This is a genomic window from Mesorhizobium sp. B2-3-7, from assembly GCF_006442695.1.
In the GTDB taxonomy this organism is placed as follows: Bacteria; Pseudomonadota; Alphaproteobacteria; order Rhizobiales; family Rhizobiaceae; genus Mesorhizobium.
This window is the reverse complement of sequence record NZ_VFVV01000015.1, coordinates 47,009-65,224: the sequence shown is the minus strand read 5'-3', so window position 1 is coordinate 65,224 and position 18,216 is coordinate 47,009. Positions and strand designations below refer to the sequence as shown.

Sequence of the window (18,216 nt, the reverse complement as noted above, 5' to 3'; positions counted from 1 at the left end):
TGGCAAACGGTTGGTTAATCATTCGAACGTAGCTTAACACCTTGAAATGCCGCCCGCATAATTGAAGTCTTCATGCCTTTGCAACGCTCGAACACAGCGGACAAATTCATTGTGGACCGCAGGAAACGCCATCGCAACAGCGATGTCGCGCGCGCGGTGCGCAAGACGCGCGACCGTCTTTCGCAACAGGCCGGCAATCCGGATTTCGATCGCGAACTATTGAAACTCCATGCGCGCGCGATGACCAGCGGCGCCATTGCCATTCCGCTGCTTGTCCTGGCGATCGCCGCGCTTGGCCGGCTGGCCGGCATCGGCAATGAGATCATTCTCTGGGCGCTGTTCACCCTGACCTGCTACACGATGTTGGCTTTCATGGCGCGCCGCGTCGAACGCGTGGAAGCGTCCGAGCTTAACCCGTTGCAAACCCAGAGAGAATTCCTGTTCGCACATTTCCTGTGCGGCCTCGGCTGGGGCTGGTTCGTCTGGCTCGGCTGCGGTGCCTGCGCGGTCGACCAGTTTCAGGTGGTCAAGGCCGTGGTGCTGCTGCTTGCCATGGCCGGAACCGCTATCATGGCCTCATCCCTGCGCGGGGCGTTGCTGGCGACTTTCGCTGTTCCGGTGACGCTTTACGCCTACGCCGAAATAAGGCTGTGGATGCCGGTCGGGGCGATCATGGCCGTACTGCTCGTTCTTTCGCTGCCTTTCTTTGCCTATATCGCGCGGAACCTCAACCGCTCCTCCCTGATGCTTTTGTCGTTCCGCTCCGAAAAGGACGCACTGATCGCCGAAGTCGAGACCGCGAAATCGATGTCGGACGAGGCGCGGCGGCGCGCGGAAGATGCCAATCTGGCCAAATCGCGCTTTCTTGCCTCGATGAGCCATGAATTGCGCACGCCGCTCAACGCAATTCTCGGTTTTTCCGAAGTGATGTCGAACGAAGTGCTGGGGCCGATGAGCAATCCCACTTATCGCGACTATGCCCATGACGTGCACGAATCCGGCCAGCATCTTCTCGACCTCATCAACGAGATCCTCGACCTGTCGCGCATCGAGGCCGGCCGGTACCAGCTCAATGAAGAGCCGGTGATGCTGCTCGGCATTGTCGAGGATTGCTGCCACATGATGGAGTTGAAGGCGCGCAACAAGGATATCCGCGTCATTCAGGATTTCGAACATGCCTTGCCGCGCCTGTTCGCCGACGAGCGCGCGGTGCGCCAGATCACCCTCAACCTCTTGTCCAACGCGATCAAGTTCACCGCTACCGGCGGCGAAATCCGCGTGCGCGTCGGCTGGACGGCCGGCGGCGGACAATACATCTCGGTCAGGGACAACGGCCCCGGCATACCGGAAGACGAGATCCCGGTAGTGCTTTCGGCCTTCGGCCAGGGTTCGATCGCCATCAAGAGCGCCGAACAGGGCACCGGACTTGGTCTGCCGATCGTGCAGGGCCTGCTCGCCATGCATGGCGGCGAATTCCAACTTCATTCCAAGCTGCGCGAAGGCACAGAGGCGATTGCCATCTTCCCGCTGAGCCGGGTAATGGAGGAACTCCCGGCCCTGCCGACCGCGGCGGTCGCGGCGCGTCGGCGTTGACGCGCCTCATGCGTGGAATGAGCGACGAATGCTCGGCCTAGCCGCGAACGGCCGCGGCCATGCCCGAACTGGTCAGTGCCGCTGCCTTGATTAGGCCGGCGGCAAGTGCCGCGCCTACTCCCTCGCCGTGGCCGACGCCGAGGTCAAGCAAGGGGCGAAGGCCAAGGCGCTCGGCGGCCTGCGCATGCGCGGGCTCCGGCGACAGGCCGGCGAGCAGGCAATGATCCAGTGTCGCAGGATTTGCGGCATGCAGCACCGCCGCCGCGGCCGTTGCCGCAACTCCGTCGAGCAGCACGGGGATTCTCTGCATCCGTGCCGCAAGGATGGCGCCGGCTATCGCCGCGAACTCACGGCCACCGAGCCGGCGCAACACCTCCAACGGTTCATCGAGATGGCCGGCGTGGAAAGCCAGCGCCGCATCGACCACCTCCGCCTTGCGCGCCTGCATCGCCGCATCGGCGCCGGAGCCCGGGCCGACCCAATCGGTGCCCTTGCCGCCCAACACGGCCGCGAACAGGGCCGCGGCGACGGTGGAATTGCCGACGCCCAGATCGCCGAGGCAAAGCAGGTCGGCGCCGCCGGCGATCGCCTCCATGCCGAAGGCCATGGTCGCGGCGCAACCCCGCTCGTCGAGTGCGGCATCCTGCGTGATGTCGGCTGTCGGAATATGCAAGGCGAGATCGAAAACCTTCAGCCCGAGGTCGTTGGCGACGCAGACCTGGTTGATCGCTGCACCGCCGGCCGCACACAGTTCGACGGCGTTGGCGGTCGCCGCCACGACTCTCGGCGAGACGCCGTGCCTGACAACACCATGGTTGCCGGCAAAGACCGCGACCAGAGGCCGCGTCACTGCCGGCGGCGCACGGCCGCTCCATGCTGCCAGCCAGGCAGCGATATCCTCGATTCGACCAAGCGAGTTCCTTGGCTTGTCCGCCTTGGCGAACAGCGTTCGCACACGGGCCTCGGCTGTCGTGTCGGCCGCCGGCAGGTTGGCCAGCAGGTTACGGAAATCGTCGAAGGGCTGTGCTCTGGTCATGTCGTGGAAATCGTCCTTGCAGATGGCAGCGGCATAGCCGCCCTCGTGCGCCGGCACAACCTCCCGCGCCTGATGTAAAAGCGGCCGCGAGCGACGCATTCCCGAGGGCTTGCAAAGGCCATGCCGTTGCACCATGTGGAAGTCAGCCAAGGAAACATTCATGACGGCCATCGAATCCCCATGCATTCTGGTCTGTTCGATCGATATGAAGACCGGTTTCTGTTTCGGGTGCGGCCGCACCCGGGACGAGATCGGCGCCTGGATCGACATGACGGCGCAGGCGCGCCGTAACGTCATGGCCCAACTGCCTGCAAGGCTGGAGACGGTCGAGCGCCGGCCGCGCCGCGAAACCCGCCGCACCCGTATGGCACGGGAACGCGACGCGCTCTCGTGAACGGATTGCCGACATGAACCGCCTGTTCTGGATCCTGATGCTCGTCATCGGCGTCGGCGCGGTGCTGCTGATGTTCAACGATTCCGCCGGCAATACGCTCGGCGTCGAGAACGATGATTTCGGCCGGTTGATCTGGCTGGGCGCCTTCGGCGCGCTCATCGGCGCCGGCCTGCTAAGGTCGGGCCGCCCGCTCGGGGCCATGGCGCGCAATCTCGGCGCGTGGGCGGCGATCGCGCTCGCGCTGATCGCCGGCTATCAATATCGCTACGAATTGCAGGATTTCGCCAACCGGGTAACCGCTGGCCTTGTTCCCGGCAGCCCGCTGGCGCTGGGCATCGAGGACGGCCATGCCACCGTGACGCTCGACAAGGCCGACAATGGCCATTTCGAGGCGCGCATCCTGATCAACGGCGCGCCAGTGCGCACGGTGGTCGACACAGGAGCGACCAGCACCGTGTTGACGTCGCAGGACGCCCAGGCAGCCGGGATCAATCCCGCCGCTCTCGATTTCACCATACCGGTCTCGACCGCCAACGGCACGGCGCGCGCCGCGGCTGTGAAAACCAACGAACTGGCCATCGGCGGCATCGTGCGAAAGAATATGCCGGTGATGGTCGCGGCACCCGGTATGCTTGGCCAGAGCCTGCTCGGCATGAACTTCATCAGTTCGCTGTCCGGCTTCGACGTGCGCGGCGACCGGATGACCCTCCGGGATTGACGTTCGGCAAAAGCGGTTCAGGCGGCCTTGTCGACCGCCCCGCTGAGGTCGACCGCAGCGAACGCCGTCTTCAGCACCTGCGGCCCAGCGCCGGGGCGCGTTGCATCCGTGGAGAGGATCTGGCGGTAGCGGCGCGCACCGGGCAATCCATGGAACAACCCGACCATATGGCGGGTGACGTGGCCGAGCCGCCCGCCCTGTTCGACATGGCGTGCGGCGTAGCCGGCCATGACATCGATCAGCGCGGCGAAATCGAAGGGACCGGTCCGCTCTCCATAAAACATGGCATCGACGCCGGTCAGAATGCCTGGAGTATGGTAGGCGGCGCGGCCGAGCATGGCGCCGTCGAGGTGCTGGAGATGCGTCTGCGCCTCTTCAAGCGATTGAATACCGCCATTGATGCCGATGAATTCGCTCGGTTTTCTCGCCTTCAACCGATAGACGCGGCCATAGTCGAGCGGCGGGATGTCGCGGTTTTCCTTGGGGCTCAGCCCCTCCAGCCATGCCTTGCGCGCATGCACCCAAAGGGCGTCGGCGCCGGCCGCGAAAACACCGTCTGCAAGCGCATCCAGCGCCGGCTCGGGATCCTGCTCGTCGACGCCGATGCGGCATTTGACGGTTACGGGAATGGTCACCGCCGCCTTCATCGCCGCGACACAGTCGGCGACGAGGTCAGGCACCTTCATCAGGCAGGCGCCGAACGTACCGGACTGGACGCGGTCCGACGGGCAGCCGACATTGAGGTTGATTTCCTCATAGCCGAAAGCCTGGCCGATGCGCGCCGCCTCGGCCAGCTTCCCCGGATCGGAGCCGCCGAGCTGCAGCGCGACCGGATGTTCCGCATCGTCGAAACCGAGCAGGCGCTCGCGCGCGCCCTGGATGACCGCGTCCGCCACCACCATCTCGGTGTAGAGCAACGCACGGCGAGTCAGCTGGCGATGGAAGAACCGGCAATGGCGGTCCGTCCAATCCATCATCGGGGCGATTGCCACCTTATGCTCTTGGTATCTCGACATTTTTTGCGTCAATTGGTTGGTTGATGCGGGCGGTATGGCCACCAATCCTCATATCGGCGACATATGCGAAGTAGGCAAGCCCCTCGCTCGAGCAGTAAGTCTGAAGGCGGTCCTTCTGCGCCTGCCAAATCCTATGGCCTGAAGTGCTGTCTTCTCGTTTTTTCGAGTGCTGGGCGAAATCGCTCCAAGAAATCGGAAGCTTGCACCCCCTTGCTACACCGCAGGAGAGCGGCACGCCGTTTTGCGACCTGGTCGATAGTCTTTCAACTGCGGCGAACAAGACGGGGGACCGCCTTTCCAGGATTGGCTGCTTTCCGAAGTTGCCGACCACAAGCAGATGGTGGCCATCCTGGGCCGCGCCGCATTAGGCGTTCGCCGACGCCATGGCAAACGGACAAACAGTCGATCGGCGCCGGGGGTCGGCGCCGATTTTCGACTACAGCCGGTTCAGAACGTTACCGCCGCAGCGCGTACACGCGCCCAGCTGGCTCGCTGCCCACCGACAAGGCCATGTCGTCATCCAGAAGCCGCGTGATCCGGGCGAAGCCGGTGAACGCCTTCCTGGCTTCTTCAGCCGACATCTGCCCCGACAGGGCGGCCGCGCAGCAGTTCAGCGCGCATTGATAGACAGGGCCACGTCGCCCGGTCGGCCATTTACGCAAAAACATCATGGCCTCGGCAACACTGTCGATTTCCTCGATAGGGTGTCCCTGCCCGCGTGAAATCCGCACGGGCGAAAAAAAATGCAAATAGTCCATCATATCCTCCCGCTCGGTCGCGACGTGTTCGACCGAACCCCATCAAACGCGCCATCATCCACTTGGTTCCATAAAAAACGACGCTTGGCAAAAAAAGGGCAGGTTTGCCCGCCGCGGCTCCGATGTCGTCGCGCCGGCGCTTGAAAGCGCCACGAACCCGACTCGCCGATCAGAGGGCAAGCATCATGCCGCGCGACAATGGCGATCCCCATTGAATATCTTTAAGGCCAAAGCCGGCAAATCAGCCGATTGCCCCTTCCCTCGCGTCAGGCGTAACCTTGACGGTCAACGCGTGAGGGCGCGTGCTGCAAGAAGGGGACAATTGCAATGACGATACAAGGCGCATCGCCGGATCTATATAACGAAGATCTCGCACCGGCCAAGATACGAAACTGGGGACCATTCTCGATCTTCAACGTCTGGACGTCGGACGTGCACAGCCTCTGGGGTTACTATCTCGCCGCCAGCCTTTTCCTGTTCTGCGGCGGTTTCGTCAACTTCATCATCGCCATCGGCATCGGCTCGCTCGTCATCTACGCGCTGATGAACATGGTCGGTTATGCCGGCGTGAAGACCGGCGTGCCTTACCCAGTGCTCGCCCGCGCCTCGTTCGGCATATGGGGCGCCAACATACCGGCGCTGGTGCGCGCCATCGTCGCCTGCTTCTGGTACGGCGCACAGACGGCGGCCGCTTCCGGCGCCATTGTCGCGCTGCTGATCCGCTCGCAATGGTTCGCCGATTTCAACGCCAACACCCATTTCCTCGGCCACTCCGGGCTGGAAGTGATCTGCTTCGTGGTCATCTGGGCGCTGCAGCTGCTGATTATCCAGAACGGCATGGAGACGGTGCGCCGCTTCCAGGATTGGGCCGGGCCAGCCGTGTGGGTGATGATGCTGATCCTGGCCGTCTATCTCTGTGTCAAAGCCGGGACCTTCGCCTTCACCAGTGACATTCCGATGGAGGTGCTGCTCGAAAAGACCAAGGATGCGGGCGTGCCAGGTACGCCGGGATCGTGGACGTCGCTGTTCGCCGTCGCCGCGATCTGGGTGACCTATTTTTCGGCCCTCTATCTCAACTTCTGCGATTTCGCCCGCTATGCACCGGACAAGGCATCGCTGCGCAAGGGCAATATCTGGGGCCTGCCGATCAATCTCATCCTGTTCTCGCTGGTCGCTGGCGTCACCACCATTGCCGCTTACGACGTCTATCACGAGGTGCTGCTGCACCCCGACCAGATATCGGCGAAATTCGGCAGCTGGTTCCTGGCCGCGCTCGCCGCCTTGACCTTCGCGGTGGCGACGCTCGGCATCAATGTCGTGGCCAACTTCGTCTCGCCGGCCTTCGACTTCTCCAACGTCTTCCCGCGCCAGATCGACTTCAAGAAGGGCGGCTACATCGCGGCACTGATCGCGCTCGTGCTCTATCCCTTCGCGCCTTGGGAAGGCAGCGCTGCGTCCTTCGTCAACATCATCGGTGCGACGATGGGGCCGATCTTCGGCGTCATGATGGTCGACTACTACCTGATCCGGAAGGGCGAGGTCGACGTCGAAGCGCTTTATCGCGAGGACGGCGAGTTCCGCTTCCAGGGCGGCTGGCATGTCAATGCCTTCATCGCTGCCGGCATTGGCGCCGTCTTCTCCTCGATCCTGCCGAACTTCACCAACTGGCTGCCATCCTGGTGGGGCGTCTATGGCTGGTTCTTCGGCGTCGGGATTGCCGGCATCATCTACTACGTGCTGCGCACCGCCGCCGTGGGTGCCGGCGCCAAGACGGCGAAGGCCTGAAATGGGGCAGTAGGCAGGAAAGGTAGGGAAAGCAGACGGCTTCCCCCTACTGCCTACTGCCTACTCCTACCATCTCGGCGAGCCGGCGCACCGTGTTCCAGTTGCGCGACGTGCCGACGCCCAGGCGTTTGTGATTGGCGGCCGCGAGCAGCCGTGAACTCGGTCGTTCCCGCGAAAAGACGACCCAGATGTCGCCGCCGCGTGACATCACCTTCTCATCGGCGGCGGCATGGGTCTCGAGCGCCGCCGCCGCATCGTCGGGCACGGGCTTGCGCATTATCCGGACGGCCACCTGGTCACCGGTCTCGGCGGATTCAGCCGGAAACGGATTGCCGGCCGCGAGCCTCAGCCAATCTTCGGCACCGCGCACGATGATATCGACATGTCGGCCGAAAGCTTTTTTGAAGGCGGCCTCCAGACGCTGCTCGAGACCGGCGACGTCCGTCGCCGGCGCCTCGAAGACAAGATTGCCCGTCGCCACGAGCGTACGGACATTCTTCAGCCCGAGGCCTTCCGCCATCGCCTTCAGGTCGGACATCACGACCCGGCGCCCTTCTCCCAGGACGATGCTGTAGAGAAGGGCGACGTAGGTCTGCATCGGATGCCGAACCCCGCCTGGCGCGCCTATACCAGGCGCGATTGTTCGACCGCCGCCTCGATGAAGCTGGCGAACAGCGGATGCGGGTCGAGCGGCCGGCTCTTCAGCTCGGGGTGGTATTGCACGCCGATGAACCAGGGATGGTCGGGGTATTCGACCGTTTCGGGCAGCACGCCGTCGGGCGACATGCCGGCAAACACCAGGCCGCAATCCTCCAGCCGCTGCTTATAGTCGATATTGACCTCGTAGCGGTGGCGGTGACGCTCGGAAATCTGCGTGTCGCCATAGATGTCGGCGATCTTGGAACCCTTGGCGAGCTCGGCCTGATAGGCGCCGAGCCGCATCGTGCCGCCGAGATCGCCGGTTGCCCGGCGCTTCTCCAGCATGTTGCCCTTCAGCCACTCCGTCATCAGGCCGACGACCGGCTCCTTGGTCGGGCCGAATTCGGTCGAGGAGGCCTCATCGACCCCGGCCAGGGACCGCGCCGCCTCGATACAGGCCATCTGCATGCCGAAGCAGATGCCGAAATACGGCACCTTGCGCTCACGCGCGAATTTCGCAGCCAGGATCTTGCCTTCCGAGCCGCGCTCGCCGAAACCGCCGGGCACCAGGATGCCATGCACCTTTTCCAGCCAGGGCGTCGGATCCTCCTTCTCGAAGATTTCCGATTCGATCCAGTCGAGCTTGACCTTGACGTGGTTGGCCAGACCGCCATGCGACAGCGCCTCGATCAGCGATTTGTAGGCGTCCTTGAGGCCGGTATATTTGCCGACGATGGCGATGGTCACCTCGCCTTCCGGATTGTGGATGCGGTTGGACACGGCCTGCCACGGCTCCATGCGCGGCTTCGGCGCGGGGTCGATGCCGAACGCGGCCAGCACTTCCGAATCGAGCCCTTCCTTGTGGTAAGCCATCGGCACGTCGTAGATGTGCGGCACGTCGAGCGCCTGGATGACCGCGCTTTCCCTGACATTGCAGAACAGCGACAGTTTTCTACGCTCTTCCTTGGGAATGGCCCGGTCGGCGCGGACGAGCAGGATGTCGGGCGCGATGCCGATGCCGCGCAGCTCCTTGACCGAATGCTGGGTCGGCTTGGTCTTCAATTCGCCCGCGGTCGGGATATAGGGCATCAGCGTCAGATGCACATAGACGGCGTTGTTGCGCGGCAGGTCGTTGCCGAGCTGGCGGATTGCCTCCAGGAACGGCATCGCCTCGATGTCGCCCACGGTGCCGCCGATTTCGCACAGCACGAAATCATAGTCGTCATTGCCGTCGAGGACGAAATTCTTGATCTCGTCGGTGACGTGCGGGATGACCTGCACGGTGGCGCCGAGGTAGTCGCCGCGCCGCTCGCGCTCGATGATGTTCTTGTAGATGCGGCCGGTGGTGATGTTGTCCTGCTGGTTGGCGGAACGGCCAGTGAACCGCTCGTAATGGCCAAGATCGAGATCGGTCTCCGCGCCGTCATCTGTGACGAACACCTCGCCATGCTGATACGGCGACATCGTGCCTGGATCGACATTGAGGTAGGGATCGAGTTTTTTTATGCGTGCGCGATAGCCCCGCGCCTGCAAGAGAGCCCCGAGGGCCGCTGCGGCAATGCCTTTTCCAAGTGAGGAAACCACGCCGCCTGTGATGAATACATATCGCGCCATGGGAGTCATCGCTTAACGCGGCCGGATTGATTCCGCCAGAGAAAAAACCGCCGCTAAGGCTTTTTCCCAACAAGGCGCTCGAACCGTGATCCGAAAATGGGATCCGGTTTTCGGATAGGCCCATGTCGAACGGGCTGGCCCGTTCCACTGGAACGCGACCGAGAGCGAGGCAAAACAAAAGGGCCGGCTGAACCGGCCCTTTTGGCAAGCTGCTGCAAACGTCAGATGATGACGACCTTGGTGCCGACCTTGACGCGGCTGTAGAGGTCCATGACGTGCTCGTTCATCATGCGGAAACAGCCATTGGAAGCGCTGGTTCCGATCGACTGCGGCGCGATGGTGCCGTGGATGCGCAGATGCGTGTCCTTCTTGCCGTCATAGAGGTAGATGGCGCGGGCGCCGAGCGGATTCTGGCCGCCGCCGGGCATGCCGTCCTTGTACTGGGCATAATGCTTGGGCTCGCGCTTCTGCATGTCCAGCGTCGGGATCCAGCGTGGCCACTCCTGCTTGTCGCCGACCGCCACGGTGCCCTTGAACTGCAATCCTTCGCGGCCGACCGCGATGGCGTAGCGGCGGGCGGTGGACGATGATTCCACCAGATAGAGCCGGCGGGCACTGGTATCGATGACGATCGTGCCGGCCTCGTAACCGGTGAATTCCACGTCCTGTGGCACGAACTCCGGCTTTACCTTGAACGGCTTCTTGGCGTTTTTCCTGGCGAGCGCCGAATCCAGCGCACGGGTCTCAGGCAGATAGTTGATCGAGGACGATGCCATCTGGCCGCCAAACAGTCCGGCGAACAGGCCGCCGCCGGTGCGCTGCTTCTGGCCAGGCAGCTCGCTGCGCAATTCGCCATTATTGCCGGTCAGCGCAACGTTCATCACCTCGGCCGATTCCGGTTCGGCCGAAGGAATCGGCTCGATCGGCGTCAACGGCTCGATGATCTTCGTGACATTCTTGGCCGGCTTGGCCGCGGCCACTTCGGTCGCCGGGGCAGTCTTGCCTCTCTTGGCCAGGAACGCCTGCCGTTCCGCCTCGGCCTTCGCTTTCGCCGCTTCGCGCATCGCCATCTTCCTGGCTTCCAGCGCCTTGGCCTTGGCGGCTTCCTTGTCGGCAACGATCTTGGCCTCGATCTTTTTGATCTGGGCGAGATCGTCCGGTGTCGGATTTTTCTTCTTCTTGAGAAGCCTCAACTGCGCCGCATCGCTCTTGGCTGCGACGTTGATGGCGTCGGTCTTGCCGACCGACTGATTGGCGGCCAAATTGGCTGGCACGCCGGCGAAAGCCGGGGAGCTCATGCCGAGTGCGGCGCAAAGTCCCAGGAAGATGAAGCTGCGAAGCTGCATGGCGAAGATCCGATCGTTCAATATTTGTTGCCCACGGCGTCGCCCGGCGTCCCCCAAGGACACCGAAAATGCCGCGCGCAATCTATAGTCGAATAAGCGCGGGCGCCTCAAGCGCGAGGCCGCTGCACTTCCCGTCGAATCTTCGTGATGCCGCCGCATTTGCCGCGACTGTGGTCAAACGACAACAGATCGGCTGAGTGTAAGAGATCAGAGCGGGCCGAGGGCCCGGCAGCGAGAGCCGGAACCGAGCGCAGTTCGGTTGTAACGACGCAGAATGCCGGCGTTCGCACGCCGGCGCTCCCTGTCAGATAGCCCTTGAACGAACCCGGATTACTGGTTCGGCACCTGCGGGGCCGCGGGCGCGGTGCTGACGCCGTTGGTCGCCGGCGACGTCGAGCCGGCGGCGGGCGGCGCGGCCGGAGCATTGGCTGGCGGCGTTGTCGCGGCTCCGTTGCCGGAAGGCGGCGTCGGCGCCGCGTTGCCTGAAGGCGGCGTCGGGGTGGTCGTGCCAGGCAATTGGTTGAGTACGCCCTTGCCGGCGCCGTCCGATGTTGCGGGAACGCGGTCGAGAATGTCGATCGGCTTCTCGCCGTAGCGGGCAATGATCGACAAGGTCAGCGACGTCACGAAGAAAGCGGCCGCCAGAATCGCCGTCGCCCGGGTCAGCGCATTGGCGGCGCCGCGCGCCGTCATGAAGCCGGATCCGCCACCAATGCCAAGGCCGCCGCCTTCGGAGCGCTGCAGCAGCACAACGCCGACAAGGGCCAGAACGACCATGAGATGGATGACGATCAGTACGGTTTGCATAGTTTATCCTGGCAATGCCCTGCCCGGCCGCGGACACGACCGGGGAATTGGAGGCGGCTCAATACAATGCTTTCACGGCATTTCCAAGCCCGTGGCCGGAATATGGGAAGCAAGGCGTCCTTTACAACGATTTCCCGTGCGCCGCGCCCGCTTCGGCGCCGCGCGAAGTCATCAGGAGATGCTGCGATAGGCTTCCGCGATGCCCAGGAAGTCGGCCGCTTTCAGGCTGGCCCCGCCAACCAGCGCGCCGTCGACATTCCTGACCCCAAGCAGTTCCACTGCATTGGACGGCTTGACCGAACCGCCATAGAGAATGCGCATCTTGCCCGCGGCGGCGCCGAGCTTCTCCGACAGTTTTTCGCGAATATGCGCATGCGCTTCGGCTACATCGGCGACGGTCGGGGTCAGGCCGGTGCCGATCGCCCACACCGGCTCATAGGCAACGATCGTGTTGGACGCGGTAGCGCTTGCCGGCACCGAACCGGCAACTTGGCGTGACAGCACGTCCAGCGTCGCGCCCGCTTCGCGCTCCTGCCGCGTCTCGCCGATGCAGACAATGGCCACAAGCCCGGCGCGCCAGGCTGCGGAGGCCTTGGCCTGAACTGTCGCATCATCCTCGCCGCGCTGTTCGCGGCATTCGGAATGGCCGACGATGACGTGGGTCGCGCCCGCATCCTTCAGCATCTCCGCGGAGATGCACCCGGTATAGGCGCCGCTCTCCTTGGCGTGGCAATCCTCACCGCCGGCATGAACCGGCGTACGCGACAGAATCTCGGCGGCATGGGCGAGTAAGGTCGCGGGAACGCAGACCAGCGCCTCGGTGTCTGCGTCGAGCCCGCTCATGAAACCGTTGCCGATCATCCTGAGTTCGTTGAGCGAGGCGCTGGTACCGTTCATTTTCCAGTTGCCTGCGACGAGCGGGCGAATTCCTGGCGTCATCGTTTGCTTCTCCGGGTGACATTCGGCTGGCGTTCTCACTACCAAAATCAAGCCACAAAGCAATCGACAGTGGACCGGAAGGGCGCTATTGCGCTTGTTTCAGACTCGGCGCATCCGAAAATGCGCATAAATCGGAAGTAACGATGCTTGGTATATTGAGAAGCGCGGCGGGCACCTGGGTCGCGAAGTTACTGCTTTCGCTGCTGGTGGTCAGTTTTGCGGTCTGGGGCGTATCGGGACGGCTGATGGGTGGCCTTGCCGGCCACGATTCCGTCATCACGGCCGGCGGCACCAAGGTGTCGATCAACGAATACCGCCTCGCCTATGACCGCCAGCTCGCCGTCATGTCGCAGCAGTTCGGTCAGCGCCTCACCCACGAACAGGCAAAGGCGCTCGGCGTCGACAACCAGGTGTTGGCGCAGCTTGTTTCGGGCGCGGTCCTCGACGAACAGGCTCGCAAGCTCGGCCTTGGCCTGTCCAAGGACCGGCTGGCGGAACTCACCCGCGAGGATCCGGCGTTCAAGGGCCCCGGCGGACAGTTCGACCGGAGAGCCTTCGAATACAGGCTGCGTGAGGTCGGCATGCGCCCGGAGGATTATTTGAAGAATCGTGCCCAGGTCGCGGTGCGCCAGCAGATCGTCGAGGCGGTTTCGGACGGCCTCAAGGCGCCTGACACCTTCTTCAAGGCGGTGGCCCTGTACCGTGGCGAGGATCGTACGGTCGACTATCTGACCTTGCCGAAGACGCTGGTCGAACCCATCGAGGCGCCGAGCGACAGCGCGCTGCAGGCCTATTTCGAGGCCAACAAGAAGACCTATGCCGCGCCCGAATACCGCAAGTTTTCCTATGTCAGGCTCGAGCCGCAGGACATCATGGACACGAGCTCGGTGACCGACGCCCAGGTCAGCGACGACTACAACAAGAACAAGGCGCGCTACACCACTCCCGAGATGCGCACCATAGAGCAGCTTGTGTTCAAGACGCCGGACGAGGCCAAGGCCGCGCTCGATTCGTTGAAGTCCGGCGCAACCTTCGACAAGCTCGTCACTGCGGAAGGCAAGACCCCGGCCGACACGCTGCTCGGAACGCTCGCCAAGGACAAGATCGCCGACAAGGCGGTCGCCGACGCTGCTTTTGCGCTCAACGTCAATGAGGTCAGCCCTGTCGTGCAGGGTGCCTTTGGTCCCGTGCTGCTGCGCGTCACCGAGATCAAGCCCGAAGTCGTGAAGCCGCTGGCCGAAGTGTCGGACCAGATCCGCAAGGACCTGGCGCTGGGCGAGGCAAACCGCATCCTTCTGGACGTGCATGATAATTACGAGGACAGTCGCGCCGCCGGCAGTTCGCTGGCCGACGCCGCCGCCAAGCTGAAGCTGAAGGTCGTCACTGTCGACGCGATCGATCGCAGTGGCCTGCGGCCCGATGGCTCCATCGTCAAGGATCTGCCGGAATCGCCGGCCCTGATCAAGGCTGCCTTCGATGCCGAACCGAATACTGAAAACGAGGCGCTGACCACGGCCGATAACGGCTTCATTTTCTATGAAGTGGCTTCGATCACGCCGGCCCGCGACCGCACGCTGGACGAAGTTCGCCAGAAGGTCGTTGCCGACTGGACCGCGGCCGAGACGGCCAAGCGGCTGACCGCCAAGGCGCAGGAGCTGGAAAAGCGGCTCAAGGCCGGCGCAACGCTCGACGTCATTGCCGGCGAGCTCAAGCTGGAAAAGCAGACCAAGCGTGGCCTGAAGCGCGAAGCCGACGACGCCGATTTCGGCAAGGAAGGTGCAGCGGTGATGTTCGGCGTCGGCGAAGGCGGCACCGGCTTGATCCCCTCTCCCACCAGCGACGCGCAAATCCTGTTCAAGGTCGCCGAGGTGTTCGAACCCGCCGGGGCCGATGCCAGTTCGGTGCCCGAGGACGCGCGCAAGTCCTTCACCTCCGGCATGTCGGACGATCTGCTCGACCAGTTGGTGGCGCAGTTGCAGACGCAGTACGGCGTCCGCGTCGACCAGGCTGCCGTTGCCCAAGCCTCGACAAGATGAGCGCGCTGAAAACCCATATCGCCAAGGTCGCGACCGGCACCGCCCTGTCCTTCGACGAGGCGCGCGAGGCCTTCGACATCATCATGTCGGGCGATGCTACGCCCGGCCAGATCGGCGGCTTCCTGATGGCGTTGCGTGTGCGCGGCGAGACGGTGGACGAGATTTCGGGCGCCGTCGCCACCATGCGCGCCAAGATGCTTCGCGTCGACGCACCTGTCGGCGCCATCGACATCGTTGGCACCGGCGGCGACAATTCGCACTCCGTCAACATCTCGACGGCATCCGCTTTCGTCATCGCCGCCAGCGGGGTTCCGGTCGCCAAGCATGGCAATCGCGGGTTGTCTTCGCTGACCGGTGCGGCCGACGTCCTGACCGCGCTCGGCGTCAAGATCGACCTCACGCCGCAGGCCATCGGCCGCTGCATCCACGAGGCTGGTGTCGGCTTCATGTTCGCGCCGGCACATCACCCGGCGATGAAGCATGTCGGCCCGACCCGCGTGGAGCTCGGCACCAGGACCATCTTCAACTTGCTCGGTCCGCTCTCCAACCCGGCCGACGTGCGCCGGCAGATGGTCGGCGTATTCATGCCGGAATGGATCATACCGGTGGCCCAGACGCTGAAGGCGCTGGGCACCGAGCATGCCTGGGTCGTTCATGGTGACGGCTACGACGAGATCACCACCACGGGTGAAACGCATGTCGCCGAACTGATCGGCGGCGAGATCCGCACCTTCACCTTGACGCCCGAAGCGGTTGGCCTGACCCGTCACACCAAGGAAGAACTGCGCGGCGGCGACGCTGCCTACAACGCCGAGGCGTTGCGCGCTATGCTGGGTGGCGCCGTGGGCGCTTTTCGCGACACCGTGCTGATGAACGCCGGCGGCGGCTTGGTGGTGGCGGGCAAGGCGACGACGCTCGCCGACGGCATGGCGACGGCGGTGCAAGCCATCGACAGCGGCCGGGCGCTGCAGGTGCTCGACCGGCTGGTCGAGATTTCGAACGGTTAGACAGATGTCGGACATCCTGCGCAAGATCGAGGCCTACAAGCGCGACGAGATCGCGACGGCCAAGGCGCGCGTGCCGCTGGCCGAGATCAAGGCGCGGGCGAAAGACACTGACGCGCCGCGCGGCTTTCTCACGGCGCTTGAGGCGAAGCGCAGATCCGGCGGCTTCGCTCTGATTGCCGAGATCAAGAAGGCAAGCCCGTCCAAGGGCTTGATCCGCGCCGACTTCGATCCGCCAGCGCTCGCGCGGGCCTATGCAAAGGGCGGCGCCGCCTGTCTTTCGGTGCTGACCGACGCACCGTCTTTCCAGGGCGCGCCGGAATTTCTCACCAAGGCAAGAGCCGCCGTCACCCTGCCCGCGCTGCGCAAGGATTTTCTGTTCGATCCTTATCAGGTCCATGAAGCTCGCGCCTGGGGGGCGGACGCCATCCTGATCATCATGGCCAGCGTAGATGATGATTTGGCGAGCGAGCTTGAAGCGACGGCATTCGAACTCGGCATGGATGCGCTGATCGAGGTCCACGACGAGGCCGAGACGGAGCGCGCACTGAAGCTGTCGTCGCAATTAATCGGCATCAACAACCGTAATCTGCGGACATTCGAGACCCGTCTCGAAACCTCGGAACGACTGCGGGCGATGATTCCGGGCGGTTACTTGCTGGTCAGCGAAAGCGGCATCTTCTCTCATGACGACTGCCTCAGATTGCAGAAGAGCGACATCGGCACCTTCCTGGTCGGCGAAAGTTTGATGCGCCAGCAGGATGTGACCGCGGCAACGCGCGCGCTGCTCACCGGCAAGGCAGCGGCCGAGGCCGTCTGACGATGACGGCCGCCCTCACCCATCTCGGCCCGCAGGGCCAGGCCAACATGGTCGATGTCGGCGGCAAGGACGAAACGACGCGCACCGCTGTCGCCGAGGGTTTCGTCTCGATGCGGCCCGAGACGCTGAAGATGATCCTGGCCGGCAATGCCAAGAAAGGCGATGTGCTGGGCACCGCGCGCATAGCCGGCATCATGGCAGCGAAGAAGACGCATGAGCTGATCCCGCTCTGCCATCCGCTGCTCTTGACCAAGGTCTCCGTCGACATTGAGCCCGATCCTGCCCTGCCCGGACTGAAGATCGTTGCGCTGGCGCGCGTCACCGGCAAGACCGGCGTCGAGATGGAAGCGCTCACCGCGGCTTCGGTTGCCTGCCTGACCATTTACGACATGGCCAAGGCGGTCGACCGTGCCATGGTCATCACCGGCATCCGGTTGGTCGAAAAGACCGGCGGCAAGTCGGGCGACTACAAAGCCGCTGGCGAAGATGGGGCGGTCGCCTGATGGCGCTGCTTCCGGTCGCAGCAGCGCTCGAACGCCTGCTGGAGGGTGCTGCGCCGCTTGCGAGCGAAAGCGTTTCGCTCCTCGAGGCCGTGGATCGCGTTCTCGCGGAACCGGTGGTGGCGTTGCGCACCCAACCGCCCTTCAACGCCTCTGCCATGGACGGATACGCGGTCCGCGCTGTCGATGTCGCGTCCGTGCCGTCCCGGCTTTCGGTGATGGGCGTGGCGGCGGCCGGGCGCGGCTTTGACGGCGCCGTCGGCAAGGCGCAGGCCGTGCGCATCTTCACCGGTGCTCCGCTGCCGCAAGGCGCAGACACCATCGTCATCCAGGAAAACGTTCGTGACCTCGGCGGCGGCAGCATCGAGGTGGTCGAACCGACGGCCGAGGGGCGCAACATCCGCCGCTTCGGGCTCGATTTCTCCGAGGGCGACATCCTGCTGGAAAAAGGCCGCGTGCTCGATCCGGCAGCACTGTCGCTTGTCGCCTCGGCCAACCATCCCCGGGTGGGCGTCGTAAAGCGGCCGCTGGTTGCCATCATCGCCACCGGCGACGAGCTGCTGCCGCCCGGCAGCGAACTCGGCCCCGACCAGATCATTTCGTCAAACGCCTATGGCGTCGCCGCCGCCGCGCAATCGGTCGGCGCGCATGCGCTTGATCTCGGCATTGCCGCTGATCGCGAGGAAGCCATCGCGGCGCTGGTCAGGAAAGCGGTCGCGGCCGGCGCTGATGTCGTCGTCACGCTTGGCGGCGCCTCGGTCGGCGACCACGATCTGATCCATGACGTGCTGACCGGCGAAGGCATGACGCTCGGTTTCTGGAAGATCGCCATGCGTCCCGGCAAGCCGCTGATGTTCGGCCGCCTCGGCGACATCAGGTGCATCGGCCTGCCCGGCAATCCGGTGGCGAGCCTCGTCTGCTCGCAACTGTTCCTGAAACCGCTCCTGGCACGCCTCGGCGGCCGCGATTTCCGGCAAGATATTCGTCAGGCAAGGCTGGGCGCCGCCATGCAGGCCAATGATCTGCGCCAGGACTATGTGCGGGCGGTGGTCAGGCAAGAGGCCGGCATGCTGGTGGCAACCCCTTTCAGCATCCAGGATTCCTCGATGCTGAGGATACTGGCCGACGCCAACGGACTGATCGTGCGCGAACCGTCTGCGTCCCCCGCGGCTGTAGGAAATGCCTGCAGCGTTATAATGCTGAGGTGACGT

17 protein-coding genes are annotated in these 18,216 nt (G+C 63.9%); 9 read left to right on the top strand and 8 right to left on the bottom strand.

What is annotated here, in order from left to right; translation table 11 throughout:
* Nucleotides 1-72 precede the first annotated feature (72 nt).
* Nucleotides 73-1,593 carry a HAMP domain-containing sensor histidine kinase gene (locus FJ940_RS24560; protein ID WP_140515376.1) on the top strand — a complete coding sequence of 507 codons (1,521 nt, stop codon included), beginning with the start codon at nucleotides 73-75 and terminating at the stop codon, nucleotides 1,591-1,593.
* 37 nt (nucleotides 1,594-1,630) lie between these two features.
* On the opposite strand, the gene FJ940_RS24555 is transcribed toward FJ940_RS24560, so the two are convergent.
* Complete coding sequence (locus FJ940_RS24555) at nucleotides 1,631-2,629, bottom strand: nicotinate-nucleotide--dimethylbenzimidazole phosphoribosyltransferase (RefSeq protein WP_140498984.1); 999 nt, start codon at nucleotides 2,627-2,629, stop codon at nucleotides 1,631-1,633.
* A 160-nt stretch (nucleotides 2,630-2,789) separates the two neighbouring features.
* Here FJ940_RS24555 and FJ940_RS24550 point away from each other — a divergent pair, with 160 nt between their 5' ends.
* The gene (locus tag FJ940_RS24550) at nucleotides 2,790-3,023 is read left to right on the top strand and encodes a DUF1289 domain-containing protein (protein ID WP_140498642.1); all 234 of its coding nucleotides are present in this window, start codon (nucleotides 2,790-2,792) and stop codon (nucleotides 3,021-3,023) included.
* Between the two features lie 13 nt (nucleotides 3,024-3,036).
* Entirely contained in the window at nucleotides 3,037-3,741 is a 705-nt protein-coding gene (locus tag FJ940_RS24545) for a TIGR02281 family clan AA aspartic protease (RefSeq protein ID WP_140584433.1), read from the top strand.
* 17 nt (nucleotides 3,742-3,758) lie between these two features.
* Here the strand turns inward: FJ940_RS24545 and dusA are convergent, their stop codons facing one another.
* Together dusA and FJ940_RS24535 are read right to left on the bottom strand one after the other, a co-directional pair.
* Nucleotides 3,759-4,757: a tRNA dihydrouridine(20/20a) synthase DusA gene (dusA, locus tag FJ940_RS24540; protein WP_140557178.1), complete on the bottom strand. Its 999-nt coding sequence runs from the start codon at nucleotides 4,755-4,757 to the stop codon at nucleotides 3,759-3,761.
* Between the two features lie 455 nt (nucleotides 4,758-5,212).
* On the bottom strand, nucleotides 5,213-5,515 hold the full coding sequence (locus tag FJ940_RS24535) for a DUF982 domain-containing protein (RefSeq protein WP_140498645.1): 303 nt from the start codon (nucleotides 5,513-5,515) through the stop codon (nucleotides 5,213-5,215).
* Nucleotides 5,516-5,842: 327 nt separating this feature from the next.
* On the opposite strand from FJ940_RS24535, the gene FJ940_RS24530 reads away from it, so the two are divergent.
* The gene (locus FJ940_RS24530; RefSeq protein ID WP_140498646.1) at nucleotides 5,843-7,300 is read left to right on the top strand and encodes an NCS1 family nucleobase:cation symporter-1; all 1,458 of its coding nucleotides are present in this window, start codon (nucleotides 5,843-5,845) and stop codon (nucleotides 7,298-7,300) included.
* A 46-nt stretch (nucleotides 7,301-7,346) separates the two neighbouring features.
* Here FJ940_RS24530 and FJ940_RS24525 read toward each other — a convergent pair whose 3' ends face one another.
* From FJ940_RS24525 to tpiA, 5 genes are all read right to left on the bottom strand, one after another.
* Nucleotides 7,347-7,898: a DUF1697 domain-containing protein gene (locus FJ940_RS24525; protein WP_140658186.1), complete on the bottom strand. Its 552-nt coding sequence runs from the start codon at nucleotides 7,896-7,898 to the stop codon at nucleotides 7,347-7,349.
* Between the two features lie 26 nt (nucleotides 7,899-7,924).
* Nucleotides 7,925-9,562, bottom strand: coding sequence for a CTP synthase (locus tag FJ940_RS24520; RefSeq protein WP_140498648.1), 1,638 nt, complete (start codon nucleotides 9,560-9,562; stop codon nucleotides 7,925-7,927).
* A gap of 212 nt (nucleotides 9,563-9,774) precedes the next feature.
* On the bottom strand, nucleotides 9,775-10,899 hold the full coding sequence (locus FJ940_RS24515) for a L,D-transpeptidase (RefSeq protein ID WP_140560957.1): 1,125 nt from the start codon (nucleotides 10,897-10,899) through the stop codon (nucleotides 9,775-9,777).
* A gap of 330 nt (nucleotides 10,900-11,229) precedes the next feature.
* Nucleotides 11,230-11,706, bottom strand: coding sequence for a preprotein translocase subunit SecG (secG, locus tag FJ940_RS24510; protein ID WP_140658184.1), 477 nt, complete (start codon nucleotides 11,704-11,706; stop codon nucleotides 11,230-11,232).
* 171 nt (nucleotides 11,707-11,877) lie between these two features.
* Nucleotides 11,878-12,645: a triose-phosphate isomerase gene (gene tpiA / locus FJ940_RS24505; RefSeq protein ID WP_140498652.1), complete on the bottom strand. Its 768-nt coding sequence runs from the start codon at nucleotides 12,643-12,645 to the stop codon at nucleotides 11,878-11,880.
* Nucleotides 12,646-12,788: 143 nt separating this feature from the next.
* Here tpiA and FJ940_RS24500 point away from each other — a divergent pair, with 143 nt between their 5' ends.
* From FJ940_RS24500 to glp, 5 genes are read left to right on the top strand one after another with little or no spacing between them, the layout of a single operon-like run.
* A complete protein-coding gene (locus FJ940_RS24500) occupies nucleotides 12,789-14,681 on the top strand; it encodes a SurA N-terminal domain-containing protein (protein WP_140658182.1) in 1,893 nt (630 codons plus the stop codon).
* Nucleotides 14,678-15,688 carry an anthranilate phosphoribosyltransferase gene (trpD, locus tag FJ940_RS24495; protein WP_140515367.1) on the top strand — a complete coding sequence of 337 codons (1,011 nt, stop codon included), beginning with the start codon at nucleotides 14,678-14,680 and terminating at the stop codon, nucleotides 15,686-15,688. The genes FJ940_RS24500 and trpD overlap by 4 nt, the downstream gene beginning before the upstream one ends.
* Nucleotides 15,689-15,692: 4 nt before the next feature.
* A complete protein-coding gene (trpC, locus tag FJ940_RS24490; RefSeq protein ID WP_140515366.1) occupies nucleotides 15,693-16,505 on the top strand; it encodes an indole-3-glycerol phosphate synthase TrpC in 813 nt (270 codons plus the stop codon).
* A gap of 2 nt (nucleotides 16,506-16,507) precedes the next feature.
* Nucleotides 16,508-17,008 (top strand): cyclic pyranopterin monophosphate synthase MoaC, encoded by a 501-nt coding sequence (gene moaC, locus FJ940_RS24485; protein WP_140498660.1) that lies wholly within the window; start codon nucleotides 16,508-16,510, stop codon nucleotides 17,006-17,008.
* A complete protein-coding gene (gene glp, locus FJ940_RS24480; protein ID WP_140658180.1) occupies nucleotides 17,008-18,213 on the top strand; it encodes a gephyrin-like molybdotransferase Glp in 1,206 nt (401 codons plus the stop codon). The genes moaC and glp overlap by 1 nt, the downstream gene beginning before the upstream one ends.
* Nucleotides 18,214-18,216: the final 3 nt, after the last annotated feature.